The sequence below is a fragment of the Streptomyces incarnatus genome (genome assembly GCF_001027185.1).
Taxonomy (GTDB): domain Bacteria; phylum Actinomycetota; class Actinomycetes; order Streptomycetales; family Streptomycetaceae; genus Streptomyces; species Streptomyces puniciscabiei.
The window spans coordinates 6,795,545-6,813,718 of record NZ_CP011497.1 but is presented as its reverse complement, the minus strand read 5'-3'; the positions used below and the strand labels follow the sequence as shown (position 1 = coordinate 6,813,718).

The following is an 18,174-nucleotide window of genomic DNA, read 5'->3' as shown; positions in this document are numbered from 1 at the left end:
GCGGACCGGAGGCGGGCGGCGAACCGGCCGAACCGCCGGACGGCTCACCGCGCGTTGAAGTACTTCGCCTCCGGATGGTGGATCACGATCGCGTCCGTGGACTGCTCGGGGTGCAGCTGGAACTCCTCGGACAGGTGGACGCCGATCCGCTCGGGCTTCAGCAGCTCGGCGATCTTGGCGCGGTCCTCCAGGTCGGGGCAGGCGCCGTAGCCGAGGGAGAAGCGGGCACCCCGGTACTTCAGGGCGAACATGTCCTCCATGTCGGCCGGGTCCTCACCGCCGAAGCCGAGTTCGGCGCGCACGCGCGCGTGCCAGTACTCGGCGAGCGCCTCGGCCAACTGGACGGACAGCCCGTGCAGTTCGAGGTAGTCGCGGTAGGAGTTGGCCTCGAAGAGCTTCGCGGTCTCCTCCCCGATGCGCGAGCCGACGGTGACGACCTGCAGGCCGACGACGTCGGTCTCCCCCGACTCCTGCGGGCGGAAGAAGTCCGCCAGGCACAGGCGGCGGCCGCGCCGCTGGCGCGGGAAGGTGAACCGGGTGCGTTCGTTGCCGTGCTCGTCCAGGATGATCAGGTCGTCGTCCTTGGACACGCACGGGAAGTAGCCGTAGACGACGGCCGCTTCCAGCAGGTTCTCCGTCTGGAGCCGGTCCAGCAGGCCGCGCAGCCTGGGCCGGCCCTCGCTCTCCACCAGTTCCTCGTACGTCTGTCCCTCGCCGGTGCGGGCCTGCTTGAGTCCCCACTGGCCCTTGAACAGCGCGCCCTCGTCGAGCCAGCTCGCGTACTCCTTGAGCTGGATGCCCTTGACGATCCGGGTGTCCCAGAACGGCGGGACCGGCACCGGGTTGTCGACGGCGACGTCGGAGCGGACGTGCCCTTCCTCGGGGCGTTCCTCGACCGCGACGGCGGCGGTGGCCCGCACGCGGCGCTGGCGCAGTTCGGGCAGTTTGGCGCCCGGCACGCCGCGCTTGACGCCGATCAGGGCGTCCATCAGGCGCAGGCCCTCGAAGGCGTCGCGGGCGTAGCGGACCTCGCCCTCGTAGATCTCGTGCAGGTCCTGCTCGACGTAGGCGCGGGTGAGGGCGGCGCCGCCGAGGATGACCGGGAAACGGGCCGCCAGACCGCGCTGGTTGAGCTCCTCCAGGTTCTCCTTCATGATCACCGTGGACTTCACCAGCAGCCCCGACATGCCGATCACATCGGCCCGGTGCTCCTCGGCGGCCTCCAGGATCGCCGAGACCGGCTGCTTGATGCCCAGGTTGACCACGTTGTAGCCGTTGTTGGACAGGATGATGTCGACGAGGTTCTTGCCGATGTCGTGCACGTCGCCGCGCACGGTGGCCAGCACGATGGTGCCCTTGCCCTCGGCGTCGGACTTCTCCATGTGCGGTTCGAGATAGGCGACGGCCGCCTTCATGACCTCGGCGGACTGCAGCACGAACGGCAGCTGCATCTGGCCGGAGCCGAACAGGTCGCCCACGACCTTCATGCCGTCCAGCAGGGTGTCGTTGACGATGTCCAGCGCCGGACGGTCCTTCAGGGCCTCGTCCAGGTCGGCCTCCAGGCCGTTGCGCTCACCGTCGATGATCCGCCGCTTCAGGCGCTCCTCCAGCGGCAGCGCGGCCAGCTCCTCGGCCTTGCCCGCCTTCAGCGACTTCGCGGTGGCACCCTCGAACAGCTGCATGAGCTTCTGGAGGGGGTCGTAGCCCTCGCTGCGCCGGTCGTGGATCAGGTCCAGGGCGGTGGTGACCTCTTCCTCGCTGAACCGGGCGATCGGCAGGATCTTCGACGCGTGCACGATCGCCGAGTCCAGGCCCGCCTTCACACACTCGTCCAGGAAGACGGAGTTCAGCAGGATGCGAGCGGCCGGGTTCAGACCGAAGGAGATGTTCGACAGGCCGAGGGTGGTCTGGACGGCCGGGTGGCGCTTCTTCAGTTCGCGGATCGCCTCGATGGTGGCGAGACCGTCCTTGCGGGACTCCTCCTGACCGGTGCAGATGGTGAAGGTCAGGGTGTCGATGAGGATGTCCTCCTCACGGATGCCCCAGTTCCCGGTCAGGTCCGCGATCAGCCGCTCGGCGATCTCCACCTTCTTCTCCGGGGTGCGGGCCTGCCCCTCCTCGTCGATCGTCAGCGCGATCAGGGCGGCGCCGTGCTCCCGGGCCAGCCGGGTGACGCGCGCGAACCGGGAGTCCGGGCCGGCGCCGTCCTCGTAGTTCACCGAGTTGATCACCGCGCGGCCGCCGAGCTTCTCCAGCCCGGCCCGGATCACGTCCACCTCGGTGGAGTCCAGCACGATCGGCAGCGTGGAGGCGGTGGCGAAACGGCCCGCGAGTTCCTCCATGTCGGCGACGCCGTCCCGGCCGACGTAGTCCACGCACAGGTCGAGCATGTGCGCACCCTCGCGGATCTGCTCCCGCGCCATCTCCACACAGTCGTCCCAGCGGCCCTCCAGCATGGCCTCGCGGAACTTCTTGGAGCCGTTGGCGTTGGTGCGCTCGCCGATCGCCAGGTAGGAGGTGTCCTGCCGGAACGGCACCGTCTGGTACAGGGAGGCCGCGCCGGGTTCGGGGCGCGGATCGCGCTCGGGCGGGGTCAGGCCCTGGACCCGCTCCACGACCTGGCGCAGGTGCTCCGGCGTCGTACCGCAGCAGCCGCCGACGAGGGACAGGCCGTACTCGCGGACGAAGGTCTCCTGGGCGTCGGCCAGCTCCGGCGCGGTCAGCGGGTAGTGGGCGCCGTCCTTGCCGAGGACGGGCAGGCCCGCGTTGGGCATGCAGGACAGCGGGATGCGGGCGTGGCGGGCGAGGTAGCGCAGGTGCTCGCTCATCTCGGCCGGGCCGGTGGCGCAGTTCAGGCCGATCATGTCGATGCCGAGCGGCTCCAGCGCGGTGAGCGCGGCGCCGATCTCGGAGCCGAGGAGCATGGTGCCGGTCGTCTCGACGGTCACGGAGACGATGACCGGCAGGTCGAGGCCGAGGGCGTCGAGGCCGCGGCGGGCGCCGAGGACGGCGGCCTTGGTCTGCAGCAGGTCCTGGGTGGTCTCCACGAGCAGTGCGTCGGCGCCACCGGTGACCAGGCCTTCCGCGTTGCGCTGGTAGGCGTCGCGCAGGGTGGTGTACGGGGCGTGGCCCAGGGTGGGCAGCTTGGTGCCGGGGCCCATGGAGCCCAGTACCCAGCGCGGCCGCCCGTCCTTGGCGGTGAACTCGTCGGCGACCTCGCGGGCCACCCGAGCGCCGGCTTCGGACAGCTCGTGGACGCGCCCGGCGATGTCGTACTCGCCGAGGGCGGAGTGGTTGGCCCCGAAGGTGTTGGTCTCGACGCAGTCGACGCCCACGGCGAAATAGGCCTCGTGGACGGAGCGGACGATGTCGGGGCGGGTGAGGTTGAGGATCTCGTTGCAGCCCTCGAGCTGCTGGAAGTCGTCGAGAGTGGGTTCCTGGGCCTGGAGCATGGTGCCCATGGCTCCGTCGGCGACCACCACGCGTGTGGCGAGCGCCTCTCGGAGCGCGGACGCGCGGGTCCGGCTGTCGGCGGAAGGGGACGGTGGCAACGAGGCCATGAAAGGGGCTCCCTATGTGCGACGGCTGTCGGCTATGCGGTGCCCCTGGGCAGGGTTTCCTGGCAGGCGGGCATGCCGCACGGCGTCAGCGTAACCGGGAGTCGGCTTGGATGGGCACCGGCGTCCACGAGGCGGACGCCGGTGGCGGGTGTGTCACGCGCAGGTCACCTGTGATGTAACAAGTGCCGACAGACCGTTAGCGGGAGGTCGGCATGGACCGGTAGTGTTCGACATTGCCGAACGGTGTTGAATACCGAGCGGTTGTCGAAGGAGACGGAGGCAGGACGGCGATGGCACGGAACATCCAGTCGCTCGAACGGGCGGCCGCGATGCTGCGGTTGCTCGCGGGCGGCGAGCGGCGGCTCGGCCTGTCGGACATCGCCTCGTCACTGGGCCTCGCCAAGGGCACCGCCCACGGCATTCTGCGCACCCTCCAGCAGGAGGGCTTCGTGGAGCAGGACGACGCCTCCGGGCGCTACCAGCTGGGCGCGGAGCTGCTGCGCCTGGGCACCACCTACCTGGACGTGCACGAGTTGCGGGCCAGGGCCCTGGTGTGGACCGACGACCTGGCCCGGTCCAGCGGGGAGAGCGTGTACCTGGGGGTCCTGCACCAGCAGGGCGTGCTGATCGTGCACCACGTCTTCCGGCCGGACGACAGCCGGCAGGTGCTGGAGATCGGCGCCATGCAGCCGCTGCACTCCACCGCGCTCGGCAAGGTGCTCTCGGCCTACGACCCGGTGGCGCACAGCGAGGCGCTGGAGGCCGACCGCAAGCCCTTCACCGACCGCACGGTGTGCGACTGGACGGACTTCGAGCACCTCCTCGACATGACACGCGCGCGTGGCTACGCGGCCGACGTCGAGGAGACCTGGGAGGGCGTGGCGTCGGTCGCCGCGCCCATCCACGACCGGCGCCGCATGCCCGTGGGCGCGGTCGGCATCACCGGTGCCGTGGAGCGGCTGTGCCGGGACGGGGAGCTGCGTCCCGAGCTGATCGCGGCGGTGCGCGACTGCGCCCGCGCGGTGTCCAGGGACCTGGGCGCGGGGCGGTTCTGAGCGCTCGGCGCTCCCTGCAGTCACGTGCGGAGATCCCCTCGGGGGCGACCGGAACGCCGGGCGGCGTTCCGGTTCTCGCCCTACCCTGAAACCGGCATATCGGGCTAATGCGCACGTCAGCGTGCGAAGAGTGACAACCGTCAGCGATCAATAACGATCCTGTTTTCGATAACAGAACCCTTGACGCATGCGTAACGCCGAAGCAAGACTCCCGTCCATCGGTCGGCATTGTCGAACACCTAACGGCAATACGCGCTAGAGTGTGACAACGCCAAGGGCCGGCAATTCGCTCTCACCCCCGAGGGCGCCAGAACCACCGGAGGGACCCGGGGTTCGGCTACCCCTGGACGAAGGACAAAGGAGTCGCGGGTGTCCAGCTCCGACATCTTCATCGGCGAGACCATCGGTACCGCCATACTCATCCTGCTCGGCGGCGGCGTCTGCGCGGCCGTCACGCTGAAGGCCTCCAAGGCCCGTAACGCCGGTTGGCTCGCCATCACCTTCGGGTGGGGCTTCGCCGTCCTTACGGCTGTGTACATCTCCGGACCGCTGTCCGGTGCCCACCTCAACCCCGCCGTCACGGTGGCTCTCGCCATCAAGAACAGCGACTGGAGCAACGTCCCGGTCTACCTCGCCGGCCAGCTGCTCGGTGCGATGATCGGCGCGACCCTGGTGTGGGTCGCCTACTACGGCCAGTTCCACGCCCACCTCACCGACAAGGAGATCGTCGGTGGTCCGGGCGCGCAGGCCACCGCGGCCAAGGCGGTCGAGGCCCAGGAGAAGGGCGCGGGCCCGGTCCTCGGCATCTTCTCCACCGGTCCGGAGATCCGCAACGCGGCGCAGAACCTCGCCACGGAGATCATCGGCACGGTCGTACTGATCCTCGCGGTCCTCACGCAGGGCCTGAACGACAAGGGCAACGGCCTCGGCATCCTGGGCGGACTGATCACCTCGCTCGTGGTGGTGTCGATCGGTCTCTCCCTGGGCGGCCCGACGGGCTACGCGATCAACCCGGCGCGTGACCTGGGCCCGCGCATCGTGCACGCCCTGCTGCCGCTGCCCAACAAGGGCGGTTCCGACTGGGCGTACGCCTGGATCCCGGTGGTCGGTCCGCTGATCGGCGGCGCCATCGCCGCAGGCATATACAACGTCGCCTTCGCTTAGAAATCACTTCGAAGCACGCGCCGTACCACCGCCTATCACCACGGATCTTTTGGAGAACACAGTGACCGACGCCCACACCGCAGGCCCCTTCATCGCCGCGATCGACCAGGGCACGACCTCCAGCCGCTGCATCGTCTTCGACCGGGACGGCCGTATCGTCGCCGTCGACCAGAAGGAGCACGAGCAGATCTTCCCGAAGCCGGGCTGGGTCGAGCACAACGCCAACGAGATCTGGACCAACGTCCAGGAGGTCGTCGCCGGGGCCATCGCCAAGGCCGGCATCACCCGCGACGACATCAAGGCCATCGGCATCACCAACCAGCGCGAGACCACCGTGCTGTGGGACAAGAACACCGGTGAGCCCGTCTACAACGCCCTCGTCTGGCAGGACACCCGCACCGACGCCCTCTGCCGGGAGCTGGGCCGCAACGTCGGCCAGGACCGCTTCCGCCGCGAGACCGGCCTGCCGCTGGCCTCGTACTTCTCCGGGCCCAAGGCCCGCTGGCTGCTCGACAACGTCGACGGCCTGAAGGAGCGCGCAGAGGCCGGCGACATCCTCTTCGGCACCATGGACACCTGGGTCATCTGGAACCTGACCGGTGGTGTCAACGGCGGCAAGCACGTCACCGACGTCACCAACGCCTCCCGCACCCTCCTGATGAACCTGCACACCATGGAGTGGGACGAGAAGATCGCCGAGTCCATCGGCGTGCCGCTGCAGATCCTGCCGGAGATCCGCTCCTCCGCCGAGGTCTACGGCGAGGTCACCGGCGGCAAGCTGGGCGACCTGCTCGGCGGCATCCCGGTCGCCTCCGCGCTCGGCGACCAGCAGGCGGCCCTGTTCGGCCAGTGCTGCTTCTCCGAGGGCGAGACCAAGTCCACCTACGGCACCGGCACCTTCATGGTGATGAACACCGGTGACAAGATCATCAACTCCTACGCCGGTCTGCTGACCACGGTCGGTTACAAGATCGGCGACCAGCCGACGGTGTACGCCCTCGAGGGCTCGATCGCCGTCACGGGCTCGCTGGTGCAGTGGATGCGCGACCAGATGGGCCTGATCTCCACCGCCGCCGAGATCGAGACGCTCGCGCTCTCGGTCGAGGACAACGGCGGCGCCTACTTCGTGCCGGCCTTCTCCGGTCTGTTCGCCCCGCACTGGCGTTCCGACGCCCGCGGTGTGATCGCCGGTCTGACCCGGTACGTCACCAAGGCGCACCTCGCGCGCGCCGTCCTGGAGGCCACCGCCTGGCAGACCCGGGAGATCGCCGACGCCATGGTCAAGGACTCCGGCGACGAGCTGGTGGCCCTGAAGGTGGACGGCGGCATGACCTCCAACAACCTGCTGATGCAGACCCTCTCCGACGTCCTGGACGCCCCCGTGGTGCGCCCGATGGTCGCCGAGACCACCTGCCTCGGCGCCGCCTACGCCGCCGGCCTCGCCGTCGGCTTCTGGTCCAGCACCGACGAACTGCGCGCCAACTGGCGCCGGGCCGCCGAATGGACCCCGCAGATGGACGCGGACACCCGCGACCGTGAGTACAAGAACTGGCTCAAGGCCGTCGACCGGACCATGGGCTGGATCGAGGACGAGAGCTGAGCGGACCGCACCGGCTCAGACATCTCTGACGAGGAGTAAGTACCCGACATGACCAGTCAGTCCACCCTGCAGTCCGTGCCTGCCCTGGGGACGCACCCGGCCTCCGGCTCCAACCCGAGCCGGGCCGAGACCAGGGAGCAACTCTCCAAGGCGTCGTACGACCTTCTGGTGATCGGCGGCGGCATCCTGGGCATCTCCACCGCCTGGCACGCCGCGCAGTCCGGCCTGAGGGTGGCTCTGGTCGACGCCGGCGACTTCGCCGGCGCCACGTCCTCCGCCTCCTCCAAGCTGCTCCACGGCGGTCTGCGCTACCTGCAGACCGGCGCGGTGAAGCTGGTGGCGGAGAACCACTTCGAGCGCCGTGCGGTCTCCCGCCAGGTGGCCCCCCACCTGGCGAACCCGCTCACCTTCTACCTCCCCGTGTACAAGGGGGGCCCGCACGGCGCGGCGAAGCTCGGCGCGGGCGTCTTCGCCTACTCCGCGCTCTCCGCGTTCGGCGACGGCGTGGGTCACCTGCTCTCCCCCGCCAAGGCGGCGCAGGACGTGCCCGAGCTGCGCACCGAGAACCTCAAGGCCGTCGCCGTGTACGGCGACGACCAGATGAACGACGCCCGCATGGCGCTGATGACGGTCCGCGCGGCCGTCGAGGCGGGCGCGGTCGTCCTGAACCACGCCGAGGTCACCGGCCTGCGCTTCACCAAGGGCCGGGTCACCGGCGCCGACCTCCGCGACCGGCTGTCCGGTGAGGAGTTCGGCGTGAACGCCCGCCTGGTGCTCAACGCGACCGGCCCCTGGGTCGACCACCTGCGCCGGATGGAGGACCCGAACGCGGCGCCGTCCATCCGCCTGTCCAAGGGCGCGCACCTGGTCCTGAAGCGCACCTCCCCCTGGAAGGCGGCGCTGGCCACCCCGATCGACAAGTACCGCATCACCTTCGCCCTCCCCTGGGAGGACATGCTGCTGCTCGGTACCACCGACGAGGAGTACGAGGGCGACCCGGCGGACGTGTCCGTCAACGACAAGGACATAGCCCAGATCCTGGACGAGGCCGCGTTCTCCGTCCGGGACCAGCAGCTGAAGCGGGACCTGATCACCTACGCCTTCGCCGGCCTGCGCGTGCTGCCGGGCGGCCCCGGTGACACCGCCAAGGCCAAGCGCGAGACGGTCGTCACCGAGGGCAAGGGCGGCATGCTGTCCGTCGCGGGCGGCAAGTGGACCACCTTCCGGCACATCGGCCGTACGGTCATGCAGAAGCTGGAGGCGCTGCCGGGCCAGCCGCTCGGCGACGACTTCGAGCCCATCTCCTCCCTGCCGAAGAAGCTGCCGCTGCCCGGTGTCGCCAACCCGCGCGCCGTCGCCCACCGCCTGCTGGTGGACCGTCCGGCTCCGGGCCCGCGCATGGCCGCCGACACCGCCAGGCACCTGGCCACCCACTACGGCTCCCTGGCCTTCGACATCGCCCGCCTGGCGAACGAGAACCCGGAGCTGGCCGAGCGTGTCCACCCCGACGCGCCGGAGATCTGGGCGCAGGTCGTCTGGGCCCGCGACCACGAGTGGGCCGAGACGCCGGACGACGTGCTGCGCCGCCGCACCACGCTGACCATCCGGGGCCTGGCCACGGACGATGTCCGGGCGAAGGTGCAGGACCTGCTCGACAAGAAGTAGGCCTCGGTGACGGCCGGTCCGCCTCCCTGACCGGGACCGGCCGTCTCCGCAGCGCCGGACCGCCGCACCGGGTCCGGACGACCGAGAGGGGCGACCCCACGCCGATGGGGCCGCCCCTCTCGCCTGCCCGGGGGCGTTGTCAGTGCCGGGTGCTTCCATGGAGGGCATGAACAACGGGGGCAACGGGGGCAACGGGGAGCATGAACATCGATCAGGCGGATCCCGGCGAACTGGCGGCGCTGCGGGAGGCCTTCGAGGTGGACCACGGCGACCCCACCGCTTCGCCGCCTGGGTGCGGCGCTGGGCCGCCGGCAAGGAGTGGGTCGACGCGCCGCCCGCATAATGGCCGCTGAGACATCCGATGTCTGGCGACCAGGGAGGCCGGTCATGGCAGTCACCGACGAGGCGATCGAGAAGATCAAGGGCATGATCGTCTCCGGTGCGCTGCGGCCCGGGGACCGGCTGCCCAAGGAGAGCGAGCTGGCCGCCGAGCTGGGGCTGTCGCGGAACTCGCTGCGGGAGGCCGTACGGGCGCTGTCGCTGATCCGGATCCTGGACGTACGGCAGGGCGACGGCACGTACGTCACCAGCCTCGACCCGCAACTGCTGCTGGAGGCGCTGAGCTTCGTCGTGGACTTCCACCGCGACGACACCGTCCTGGAGTTCCTCGCGGTGCGCAGGATCCTGGAGCCGGCCGCGACCGCGATGGCGGCCTTCCGGATCGGCGAACAGCAACTGGACGCGCTGTCGGCCCAGTTGGACGCGCTCGGTGACGCGCCGTCGGTGGAGGAGCTGGTCGCCGCGGACCTGGAGTTCCATCGCGGCATCGTGCGCGGCGCCGGCAACTCGGTGCTGTGCTCGCTGCTGGACGGCCTGTCGGGGCCGACCACGCGGGCCCGGATCTGGCGGGGCCTCACCCAGGAGGACGCGGTCGGCCGCACCCTGCGCGAGCACCGGGCGATCCTGGCCGCGCTGCGCGACCGGGACGCGGAGGCGGCCCGCTCCTGGGCGACCGTGCACATCGCGAGCGTGGAGCAGTGGCTGCGCAGCACCCTGTGAGACCGCTGATCGGCACCCGGTGACAGCGGGGACACACCTGTGCGGATGCGTCCGGGCTCCCGTCGACGGGGGGTGTTCCACGGTGGCGAACGGGGCAGTGATCCGGTCACTGGCCCACGCAAGGGGGCTGCGGGCGCCCCCGCCGGACGCCGTAAGGTTGGTGAGTCAAGCGAGGGCACGTCGGAAGGAGGCACTGGGTGATCGAGCTGGAGGGGGTTCCCGAGCTGATCGACCCAGTCATGGTGGCCGCGTTCGAGGGCTGGAACGATGCCGGCGACGCCGCCTCCACGGCGGTCGCGCATCTGGAACGCGAGTGGAAGGGCGAGGTGTTCGCGGCGCTGGACGCCGAGGACTACTACGACTTCCAGGTGAACCGGCCCACGGTGTTCATGGACGCCGGTGTGCGCAAGATCACCTGGCCGACGACAAGGTTGTCGGTGGTGCGGGTCGGCGGCGAGAAGCCGCGCGACCTGGTGCTGGTCCGGGGCATCGAACCGTCCATGCGCTGGCGCTCGTTCTGCAACGAGCTGCTCGGCTTCGCGCACGAGCTGGGCGTGGAGCTGGTGGTCATCCTGGGCGCCCTGCTCGGTGACACCCCGCACACGCGTCCCGTGCCGGTCAGCGGCGTGACGTCCGACCCGGACCTGGCCCAGCGCATGGACCTGGAGGAGACCAAGTACGAGGGCCCGACGGGCATCGTCGGCGTCCTGCAGGAGGCGTGCACCCACGCCGGCGTCCCGGCGGTGTCGCTGTGGGCGGCCGTACCGCACTACGTCTCCCAGCCGCCCAACCCGAAGGCCACGCTGGCGCTGCTCAACCGGCTGGAGGACCTGCTGGACCTGCGGATCCCGCAGGGCGAGCTGCCGGAGGACGCGCGGGCCTGGCAGGTGGGCGTGGACCAGCTGGCCGCCGAGGACAGCGAGGTCGCCGAGTACGTCCAGACGCTGGAGGAGGCCCGGGACACCGCGGAGCTGCCGGAGGCGTCGGGTGAGGCGATCGCCCGGGAGTTCGAGCGGTATCTGCGGCGCCGGGACGTGAGCCCTCCGGGGGGTAAGCCGCGTCCTGCCCCCGGCGGTTCCAAGGATGACGAGGACGACACGGAGGACTGAGGGGCCGGGGTACGGCGAAGGGGCGGTTCCCGGGGTTGGGAAGCGCCCCTTCTTTGTGGTGGCGACGCGGTTCGGGGTGCCGCTTCAGGTTGTCGGGCGGCTGCGGGTCCGTTGTGGTTGTTCGCGCCCACGCGGCGGTAGCCGCATATCAAACACAGCCCCGCGCCCCTTGCGGGGCGCCCACCCTCGTGGTGTCTAGAGAGCTACCCCCAGCAGCGCGTCCACAGCGCGCGTGACCACGCCGGGTGCGCCCGTGTCCGTGCCCCCCTGCGCTTCCTGCTGGGCGACCCAGCGGTCCACCGCCGCCAGTGCGGCCGGGGCGTCCAGGTCGTTCGACAGGGCCTCGCGGATCTCCTCCACCAGCGCGTCCGCGGGCGGGCCGTCCGGTCGGGAGACGGCCGCGCGCCAGCGGCCCAGGCGGGCCAGGGCGTCCTGGAGGACCTGGTCGGTCCACTCCCAGTCCGCGCGGTAGTGGTGGGACAGGAGGGCCAGGCGGATGGCGGCGGGGTCGACGCCGTCCCGGCGGAGCTGGGAGACGAAGACCAGGTTGCCCTTGGACTTGGACATCTTCTCGCCGTGCAGGGCGACCATGCCGGCGTGGACGTAGGCCTTGGCCATGGGGAAGGCGCCGGTGAGCACCTGGGCGTGCGAGGCGCCCATCTCGTGGTGCGGGAAGGCGAGGTCGGAGCCGCCGCCCTGGACGTCGAAGCCCATGCCGAGGTGGTCGAGGGCGATGGCCACGCACTCGATGTGCCAGCCGGGCCGGCCCCGGCCGAGGGAGCCGCCGTCCCAGCTGGGCTCGCCCTCGCGGGCCGCCATCCACAGCATCGGGTCCAGCGGGTTCTTCTTGCCCGGACGGTCCGGATCGCCGCCGCGCTCGGCGGACAGCAGCCGCATGGCGGCCGCGTCGAGGTTGGAGACCTTGCCGAAGTTCGGGTCGGACTCGACGGAGAAGTAGATGTCGCCCTCGAGCTCGTAGGCGGCGCCGAGTTCACGCAGCCGCTCCACGAGCGGGACGATGCCGGGTATCGCCTCCACGGCACCTATGTAGTGCTGCGGCGGGAGCATCCTGAGGGCGGTCATGTCCTCGCGGAAGAGGGCGGTCTCCTTCTCGGCGAGGGTGACCCAGTCGACGCCGTCCCGCTCCGCGCGCTCCAGGAGGGGATCGTCGACGTCGGTGACGTTCTGGACGTAGTGGACCTGCCGCTTGGTGTCGAGCCACACGCGCTGCACGAGGTCGAACGCGTTGTAGGTCGCCGCGTGCCCCAGGTGGGTCGCGTCGTACGGGGTGATGCCGCAGACGTAGATACGGGCGACGGGACCGGGGTCGAGGGTGACGAGGCCGCCGGTCGCGGTGTCGTGGATCCTCAGGTCGCGGCCCTGACCAGGCAGGGCGGGGACCTCGGAAGCGGGCCAGGCATGCATGTACATGAGCCTAACCGGCCACCAGCTGCGTATACGAACGGGATCACGCCTGATGGCCGGTTCTGCGGTCTTGTACATCCGCGGGCGATGTGCTTGCGGCGATCGTGCTCACACAGGGGCCCCGATGGTGCTCACACGGGTGGCCAGGGGATGGCGGGCCACTCGCCGCTGGGCTCGGGGTGCACTCCGGTGGTGAGCAGCGCCTCGACACGCGCGAGTGTGGCATCGATCTCGGCCGGGGTGATCAGTGCGGTCAGCCGTTCGCCGAGCGGCCCGCCCAGGGCCTCACGCAGGGAGTCGAGGACGTCGACGGCGTCGGTGGGCAGCGGCTCACCGGCCCAGCCCCACAGCAGGGTGCGCAGCTTGTTGTCGACGTTGAAGGTGACGCCGTGGTCGATGCCGTAGAGCCGGCCGTCCGGGGTGGGCAGCAGGTGGCCGCCCTTGCGGTCGGCGTTGTTGATCACCGCGTCGAGGACGGACAGCCGGCGCAGCCGCTCGTCGTCGGCGTGCACGAGGAGCGCGGTGCGGCCCTCGCCGACCTCGGCCAGGCCGATCGCCTTCCAGCCCGGTTCCGGTTCCTCCGCGTCGACCAGGGCGAGCAGTTCCGCCTCGGCCTGGACGTCGATCCACAGCTGGCACATGCCCTCGCCGTACGGCCCGTCGCGCAGCACGGTCGGCGGGACCAGGCCCCAGCCGGTGGCCTCGGAGACCTCGTAGGCGGCCACCTCGCGGCCCGCCAGGGTGCCGTCGGGGAAGTCCCACAGCGGGCGCTCCCCGGCCACCGGTTTGTAGATGCAGGAGGCTTCCTGTCCGTCGAGGGCGATGGTGCAGAACAGCGCGGCGTTGGACGCCTCGCGGATCCGGCCGCGTACGGTCAGCTCACCCCGCGCGAGCAGCTCGGCGACGGCCGAGTCGGCTGCGGCGTCGGTGGGCGTCACGCTCCGCGGCGGTATCCGTTCTGGCGCGGACATACGTGTCCTTCCGGATCGAGCGGGAGGCTGCACAGCGGGCACGGCGGCCGCCCGGCGTTGACGACGTCGAGGGCGCGCTTGGCGAAGGCCCGGGCCTGCGCGCCGGTCAGCCGGACCCGCAGCATCGGGGGCCCGTTCTCCTCGTCCTGCAGGAGGCGCTCCTCGGCCTCGGCGAGGTCCTCCTCGGTGTCGGCGTCCAGCTCCACCAGGGCCTGCGCCTCGACGATCATGCGCTGTTCCTCGCCGTCCCAGGCCAGCGCCATGGTGCCGACGCGGAACTCCTCCTCGATGGGGGTCTCCAGCGGGGCGGTGTCGGAGATCTCGGTGGGCGCCATGGCGGGGACGGCGGCGCTGCCGCCACTGCGCCGTACGACCTCGTCGAGCAGTTCGTCCATGCGCTCGGCGAGCGCGGCCACCTGGGTCTTCTCCAGAGCCACGCTGGTCACCCGGGAGCCTGCGGTGGCCTGGAGGAAGAACGTACGGCGTCCGGGCAGTCCGACCGTGCCGGCCACGAAGCGGTCCGGCGGGTCGTAGAGGAACACCTGACGGGACACGTCCTGTCTCCATTGAGAGTGAGTGCTGTGAGTGAGTACGGGGGTGGATTCGGGGGGCGGGTCCGGGGTTTCGGCGGTGCGGGCCGCCTGCGGACACGCGACGGTGTGGATCGCTTCACCCTACTGCGGCCGACGATCACGGTGCGCCCGCACCACCCCCGACCGGTGCGTCGCCCTCACCAGGATCCTCGCGCGGGGCGAGCGAGGCGAAATCCCCGGTGTCGCCGAGGCGAACGAGGAACGGCCGCAGCCTGGTGTAGCGGATCGCGGTGACCGAACACGGTTCCACGGAGATCCGCTGGAACAGGTCGAGGTGGAGTCCGAGGGCGTCGGCGACCAGGGATTTGATGATGTCACCGTGGGAGCACATGAGGTAGACGGCGTCGGCGCCGTGCTCGCGCTCCACGCGCGCGTTCCACTCGCGTACGGCTTCGGCGGCGCGGGTCTGCATGGCGCGCATGGACTCGCCGCCGGGGAAGGCGGCGGCGGACGGATGGGCCTGGACGACCTCCATCAGCGGCTCGTCCTTGAGCTCGGCGAGCTTGCGGCCGGACCAGTCGCCGTAGTGGCACTCCCCGATCCGCTCGTCGGTGTGGGCGCGCAGGCCGGGGCGGGCCTGAAGCAGCGGCTGTACGGTTTCCTGGCAGCGCTGCAGGGGGCTGGTGACGACCTCGGAGATCGGCAGCGCGGCGAGCCGGGCGGGCAGCGCGGCGGCCTGCGCGGCGCCGCGCTCGTCCAGGGTGACGCCTGGCGTCCACCCGGCGAGCACTCCGGAGGTGTTGGCGGTGGACCGTCCGTGCCTGACGAGGATCAGCGTGGGCATGCGGCCCAGGGTAGGCGTATCAGCACATGCACCGGGGACCGGGCGAAGGGAGAATGCGCTCCGTGATCGTCGACTGCGCCATCTACCGGCACGGGCACCGCACCGAGGGCCCGGAGGACCTGTCCGACGCGCTCGCCGAGGCGCGGGCCGAGGGCGGGTTCGTGTGGATCGGTCTGTACGAGCCGTCCGAGCGGGAGTTCGAGCTGGTCACCCAGGAGTTCGCGCTGCATCCGCTGGCGGTCGAGGACGCCCTGAACGCGCACCAGCGGCCGAAACTGGAGGTGTACGACGACTCGCTGTTCATGGTGCTGAAACCGGTCGCGTACGAGACGAGGAGCGACACCGTCTCGGCCGGCGAGATCATGGTCTTCGTCGGCGACTGTTTCGTGGTCACCGTCCGCCACGGCGAGATCTCGCCGCTGGCCGCCGTACGGCGCCGGCTCGAGGAGGAGCCGGAGATGCTCGACAAGGGCCCGACCGCCGTGCTGTACGCGATCTCCGACGCGGTCGTCGACCACTATCTGGAGGTGGCGACGGAGCTGGGGACCGATCTGGAGGAGCTGGAGGCGGAGGTGTTCCGCCCGGAGGGCGGCGGCTCGCGGGGCACCGCGTCCCGGATCTACGGCTTCAAACGGCAGATCCTGGAGTTCCGCCGGGCCACCGGCCCGCTGGCGCTGCCGCTGACCCGGCTGGCCGGCACCGGCCCGCTCGGCGGCTCGGTGCCGTTCGTGCACGACAAGGCGCGTCCGTTCTTCCGGGACGTCGGCGACCATCTCACGCGCGTGAACGAGTCCGTGGAGGCCCTGGACCGGCTGGTGTCGGACGTCCTGTCGGCGCATCTGGCGCAGATGAGCGTGCGGCAGAACGACGACATGCGGAAGATCTCCGCGTGGGCGGCGATGGCCGCGGTGCCCACGATGATCGCGGGCATCTACGGCATGAACTTCGACCACATGCCGGAGCTGCACTGGCTGTGGTCGTATCCGGCGGTGATCCTCGTGATGGCGGCTCTGGAGGTGCTGCTGTACCGCCTGTTCAAGCATCGCGGCTGGCTGTGAGGCGCTCTTCGCCGCCGAGACCTCCGCGGCTCAGGCGAACTCGTGGGCGGGGGTGGCGGGGCCGCCGAGGGGGTCGCGGTGCTCGGGCATGCGGAGGGTGACCATGCGGCGCCAGCCGGCGAGGCGCTCGTAGCCGTACCGCGCGTGGATGCCGGCCGCGAGCAGGGCGTACCGGGTCCTGGACCAGCCCAGGACGCGGCCCATGTGGGCCATCACGGCGAGGCTGACGTCCCGGTGGACGCGGATCTCGGCGAGGGCGCACGCGCGCAGGGTGCGCTGGATCAGCCGGCCGTGCCCGGCGGCGGCGAACCGCAGCAGTTCCTCGTGGGTGTAGGCGAGGTGCCGGTCCTCGTCGTCGGAGATCATGCGGACGGCCCTGCCCACCTCGGGATGGTCGGCGAACAGCCTGAGCAGCAGCTTCATCTGCTCGGCGGCGCGCTGTTCGGTGACGCGGCTGTGGGCGAGGTAGACGATGATGTCCCGCTCGCCGAGGGGCTCGTCCCGCCTGAGCCTGGCGTGGGCCAGGCCGATGCCGTGCCGCTCCAGGAGCATCGTGTAGTCGGTCTCGGGCGGTACGGCGACGGGGGTGAGCCCGCGCTTGGTCAGCAGGGCGGTGAAGATGCGCCCGTGCTTGTCCTCGTCGGCTCCGTGCCGGGCGATCTTCGGCGCCAGGGCGCGTTCGCCGTGCGGCACCAGCGCGGCGATCCGCCCGTTCTCCCAGCCGCCCTGGGACTCCCCGCTGGCGGCGATGGAGCAGAAGAGCCGGAACGACTCGTCGTGGTCGAGGATCTCCTGGAACAGACTCTTGGCCGAAAGCATGAAACGAGTCAAATGCGAGCATTTGGGGGCTCGCAACAGCTGTGCACGCCCGCTCGGCCGAAAGGATGACACCTGAGTCGTAACCCGGCGGCGCGGGGCGCGTTGTTCCTCACGACGGCCGTGGCGGGGAAGACCCCCGAGCCCCCACCACGGCCGCGGAAGCTCCCTAGGCCAGACCGGCGCGCTCCAGGGCCTCGTGGCCGGCCCGGAGGGAGGCGAGCCGCTCGTCCAGGGTGAAGCCCGCCGGGGACAGGCTGAGCGTGGTGACGCCGGCGGCGGCGTAGGCCCTCATCCGGTCGGCGATGCGGTCGACGGAACCCAGCAGGGTCGTCTTGTCGATGAGGTCCTGCGGGATCGCGGCCGCGGCGCCCTGCTTGTCGCCGGACAGGTACTTCTGCTGGATCTCGGCGGCTTCCTTCTCGTATCCCATGCGCTGGGCGAGCTGGTTGTAGAAGTTCTGCTTGGCGCTGCCCATGCCGCCGACGTACAGCGCGGTGTAGGGCCGGAAGGTGTCGGCGAGCCGGGCCACGTCCTTGTCGTCGCCGACGGCGATCGGCAGGGTCGGGCAGACGTCGAACCCGTCGAGGGTCTTGCCGGCCTTCTCGCGCCCGGCGCGCAGGTACTTCAGGGTGGTCTCCTCCAGGTGGTCGGCGGCGGGGAAGATCAGCAGGGCGCCGTCGGCGATCTCACCCGTCTGCTCCAGGTTCTTCGGGCCGATCGCGGCGATGTACAGCGGGATGTGCTCGCGCTGCGGGTGCACGGTCAGCTTGATCGGCTTGCCCGGGCCCCCGGGCAGCGGCAGCGTCCAGTGCTCGCCCTCGTACGTCAGCCGCTCCCGGGTCATGGCCCTGCGCACGATCTCCACGTACTCGCGGGTGCGGGCGAGCGGCTTGTCGAACTTGACGCCGTACCAGCCCTCGGAGACCTGCGGTCCGGACACCCCGAGACCGAGCCGGAAGCGGCCGCCGGACAGCGAGTCGAGCGTCGCGGCCGTCATCGCGGTCATCGCGGGCTGGCGGGCCGGGATCTGGAAGATGGCCGAGCCGACGTCGATGCGCTCGGTCTGGGCGGCGACCCAGCTGAGCACCGTGGCCGCGTCGGAGCCGTAGGCCTCGGCGGCCCAGCACACGGAGAAGCCCAGCCGGTCGGCCTCCTGGGCCACGGCCAGATTGTCCCCGTCCATTCCGGCACCCCAGTAGCCGAGGTTGATCCCGAGCTGCATGGCCGATTCCCCTTACCCGTGAGTAACGTCCTTGTCGGGGTGACCTTAGCGCGGGGACGGCGGCAGAGGGCAGGCACAGGGCATCCGAAA

Annotated in this window: 14 protein-coding genes; 7 read left to right on the top strand and 7 right to left on the bottom strand. The window is 70.7% G+C overall.

The features are described from left to right. Positions 1 to 44 precede the first annotated feature (44 nt). Positions 45 to 3,560 (bottom strand): methionine synthase, encoded by a 3,516-nt coding sequence (gene metH / locus ABB07_RS30835; protein WP_208901791.1) that lies wholly within the window; start codon positions 3,558 to 3,560, stop codon positions 45 to 47. Between the two features lie 290 nt (positions 3,561 to 3,850). Here metH and ABB07_RS30830 point away from each other — a divergent pair, with 290 nt between their 5' ends. The 6 genes from ABB07_RS30830 to ABB07_RS30805 all read left to right on the top strand — a co-directional run bounded on the left by ABB07_RS30830 (position 3,851) and on the right by ABB07_RS30805 (position 11,212). Further along, positions 3,851 to 4,615: an IclR family transcriptional regulator gene (locus ABB07_RS30830; protein WP_208901790.1), complete on the top strand. Its 765-nt coding sequence runs from the start codon at positions 3,851 to 3,853 to the stop codon at positions 4,613 to 4,615. A gap of 369 nt (positions 4,616 to 4,984) precedes the next feature. Then, entirely contained in the window at positions 4,985 to 5,779 is a 795-nt protein-coding gene (locus ABB07_RS30825; protein ID WP_208901789.1) for an MIP/aquaporin family protein, read from the top strand. Positions 5,780 to 5,840: 61 nt separating this feature from the next. Continuing rightward, positions 5,841 to 7,379, top strand: a complete 1,539-nt coding sequence (glpK, locus tag ABB07_RS30820) for a glycerol kinase GlpK (protein ID WP_208901788.1) — start codon at positions 5,841 to 5,843, stop codon at positions 7,377 to 7,379. A 48-nt stretch (positions 7,380 to 7,427) separates the two neighbouring features. Continuing rightward, on the top strand, positions 7,428 to 9,044 hold the full coding sequence (locus ABB07_RS30815; RefSeq protein ID WP_208901787.1) for a glycerol-3-phosphate dehydrogenase/oxidase: 1,617 nt from the start codon (positions 7,428 to 7,430) through the stop codon (positions 9,042 to 9,044). Between the two features lie 387 nt (positions 9,045 to 9,431). Continuing rightward, positions 9,432 to 10,103 carry a FadR/GntR family transcriptional regulator gene (locus ABB07_RS30810; protein ID WP_208901786.1) on the top strand — a complete coding sequence of 224 codons (672 nt, stop codon included), beginning with the start codon at positions 9,432 to 9,434 and terminating at the stop codon, positions 10,101 to 10,103. A gap of 197 nt (positions 10,104 to 10,300) precedes the next feature. Continuing rightward, entirely contained in the window at positions 10,301 to 11,212 is a 912-nt protein-coding gene (locus ABB07_RS30805; protein WP_208901785.1) for a PAC2 family protein, read from the top strand. A 195-nt stretch (positions 11,213 to 11,407) separates the two neighbouring features. Here ABB07_RS30805 and mshC read toward each other — a convergent pair whose 3' ends face one another. From mshC to ABB07_RS30785, 4 genes are all read right to left on the bottom strand, one after another. Next, positions 11,408 to 12,637, bottom strand: a complete 1,230-nt coding sequence (gene mshC, locus ABB07_RS30800) for a cysteine--1-D-myo-inosityl 2-amino-2-deoxy-alpha-D-glucopyranoside ligase (RefSeq protein ID WP_208901784.1) — start codon at positions 12,635 to 12,637, stop codon at positions 11,408 to 11,410. Between the two features lie 131 nt (positions 12,638 to 12,768). Beyond that, positions 12,769 to 13,608 carry an SCO1664 family protein gene (locus ABB07_RS30795; protein WP_208901783.1) on the bottom strand — a complete coding sequence of 280 codons (840 nt, stop codon included), beginning with the start codon at positions 13,606 to 13,608 and terminating at the stop codon, positions 12,769 to 12,771. Beyond that, positions 13,572 to 14,162 carry a DUF3090 domain-containing protein gene (locus ABB07_RS30790; RefSeq protein ID WP_055703632.1) on the bottom strand — a complete coding sequence of 197 codons (591 nt, stop codon included), beginning with the start codon at positions 14,160 to 14,162 and terminating at the stop codon, positions 13,572 to 13,574. The genes ABB07_RS30795 and ABB07_RS30790 overlap by 37 nt, the downstream gene beginning before the upstream one ends. A 136-nt stretch (positions 14,163 to 14,298) precedes the next feature. Then, the gene (locus ABB07_RS30785) at positions 14,299 to 14,985 is read right to left on the bottom strand and encodes a histidine phosphatase family protein (RefSeq protein ID WP_208901782.1); all 687 of its coding nucleotides are present in this window, start codon (positions 14,983 to 14,985) and stop codon (positions 14,299 to 14,301) included. Positions 14,986 to 15,047: 62 nt separating this feature from the next. On the opposite strand from ABB07_RS30785, the gene corA reads away from it, so the two are divergent. Continuing rightward, positions 15,048 to 16,043 carry a magnesium/cobalt transporter CorA gene (corA, locus tag ABB07_RS30780; protein WP_208901781.1) on the top strand — a complete coding sequence of 332 codons (996 nt, stop codon included), beginning with the start codon at positions 15,048 to 15,050 and terminating at the stop codon, positions 16,041 to 16,043. Between the two features lie 30 nt (positions 16,044 to 16,073). Here the strand turns inward: corA and ABB07_RS30775 are convergent, their stop codons facing one another. Both ABB07_RS30775 and ABB07_RS30770 read right to left on the bottom strand, forming a co-directional pair. Beyond that, entirely contained in the window at positions 16,074 to 16,862 is a 789-nt protein-coding gene (locus ABB07_RS30775) for a ferritin-like domain-containing protein (RefSeq protein ID WP_208901780.1), read from the bottom strand. A 166-nt stretch (positions 16,863 to 17,028) separates the two neighbouring features. Beyond that, complete coding sequence (locus tag ABB07_RS30770) at positions 17,029 to 18,084, bottom strand: LLM class F420-dependent oxidoreductase (RefSeq protein WP_208901779.1); 1,056 nt, start codon at positions 18,082 to 18,084, stop codon at positions 17,029 to 17,031. Positions 18,085 to 18,174: the final 90 nt, after the last annotated feature.

What these genes read in the sequence shown, in the direction of transcription:
- ABB07_RS30770 (WP_208901779.1), bottom strand. Translation starts at nt 18,084, where the DNA reads ATGCAGCTCGGGATCAACCTCGGCTACTGGGGTGCCGGAATGGACGGG.
- metH (WP_208901791.1), bottom strand. Translation starts at nt 3,560, where the DNA reads ATGGCCTCGTTGCCACCGTCCCCTTCCGCCGACAGCCGGACCCGCGCG.
- ABB07_RS30775 (WP_208901780.1), bottom strand. Translation starts at nt 16,862, where the DNA reads ATGCTTTCGGCCAAGAGTCTGTTCCAGGAGATCCTCGACCACGACGAG.
- ABB07_RS30795 (WP_208901783.1), bottom strand. Translation starts at nt 13,608, where the DNA reads ATGTCCGCGCCAGAACGGATACCGCCGCGGAGCGTGACGCCCACCGAC.
- ABB07_RS30815 (WP_208901787.1), top strand. Translation starts at nt 7,428, where the DNA reads ATGACCAGTCAGTCCACCCTGCAGTCCGTGCCTGCCCTGGGGACGCAC.
- ABB07_RS30830 (WP_208901790.1), top strand. Translation starts at nt 3,851, where the DNA reads ATGGCACGGAACATCCAGTCGCTCGAACGGGCGGCCGCGATGCTGCGG.
- ABB07_RS30810 (WP_208901786.1), top strand. Translation starts at nt 9,432, where the DNA reads ATGGCAGTCACCGACGAGGCGATCGAGAAGATCAAGGGCATGATCGTC.
- ABB07_RS30785 (WP_208901782.1), bottom strand. Translation starts at nt 14,985, where the DNA reads ATGCCCACGCTGATCCTCGTCAGGCACGGACGGTCCACCGCCAACACC.
- mshC (WP_208901784.1), bottom strand. Translation starts at nt 12,637, where the DNA reads ATGCATGCCTGGCCCGCTTCCGAGGTCCCCGCCCTGCCTGGTCAGGGC.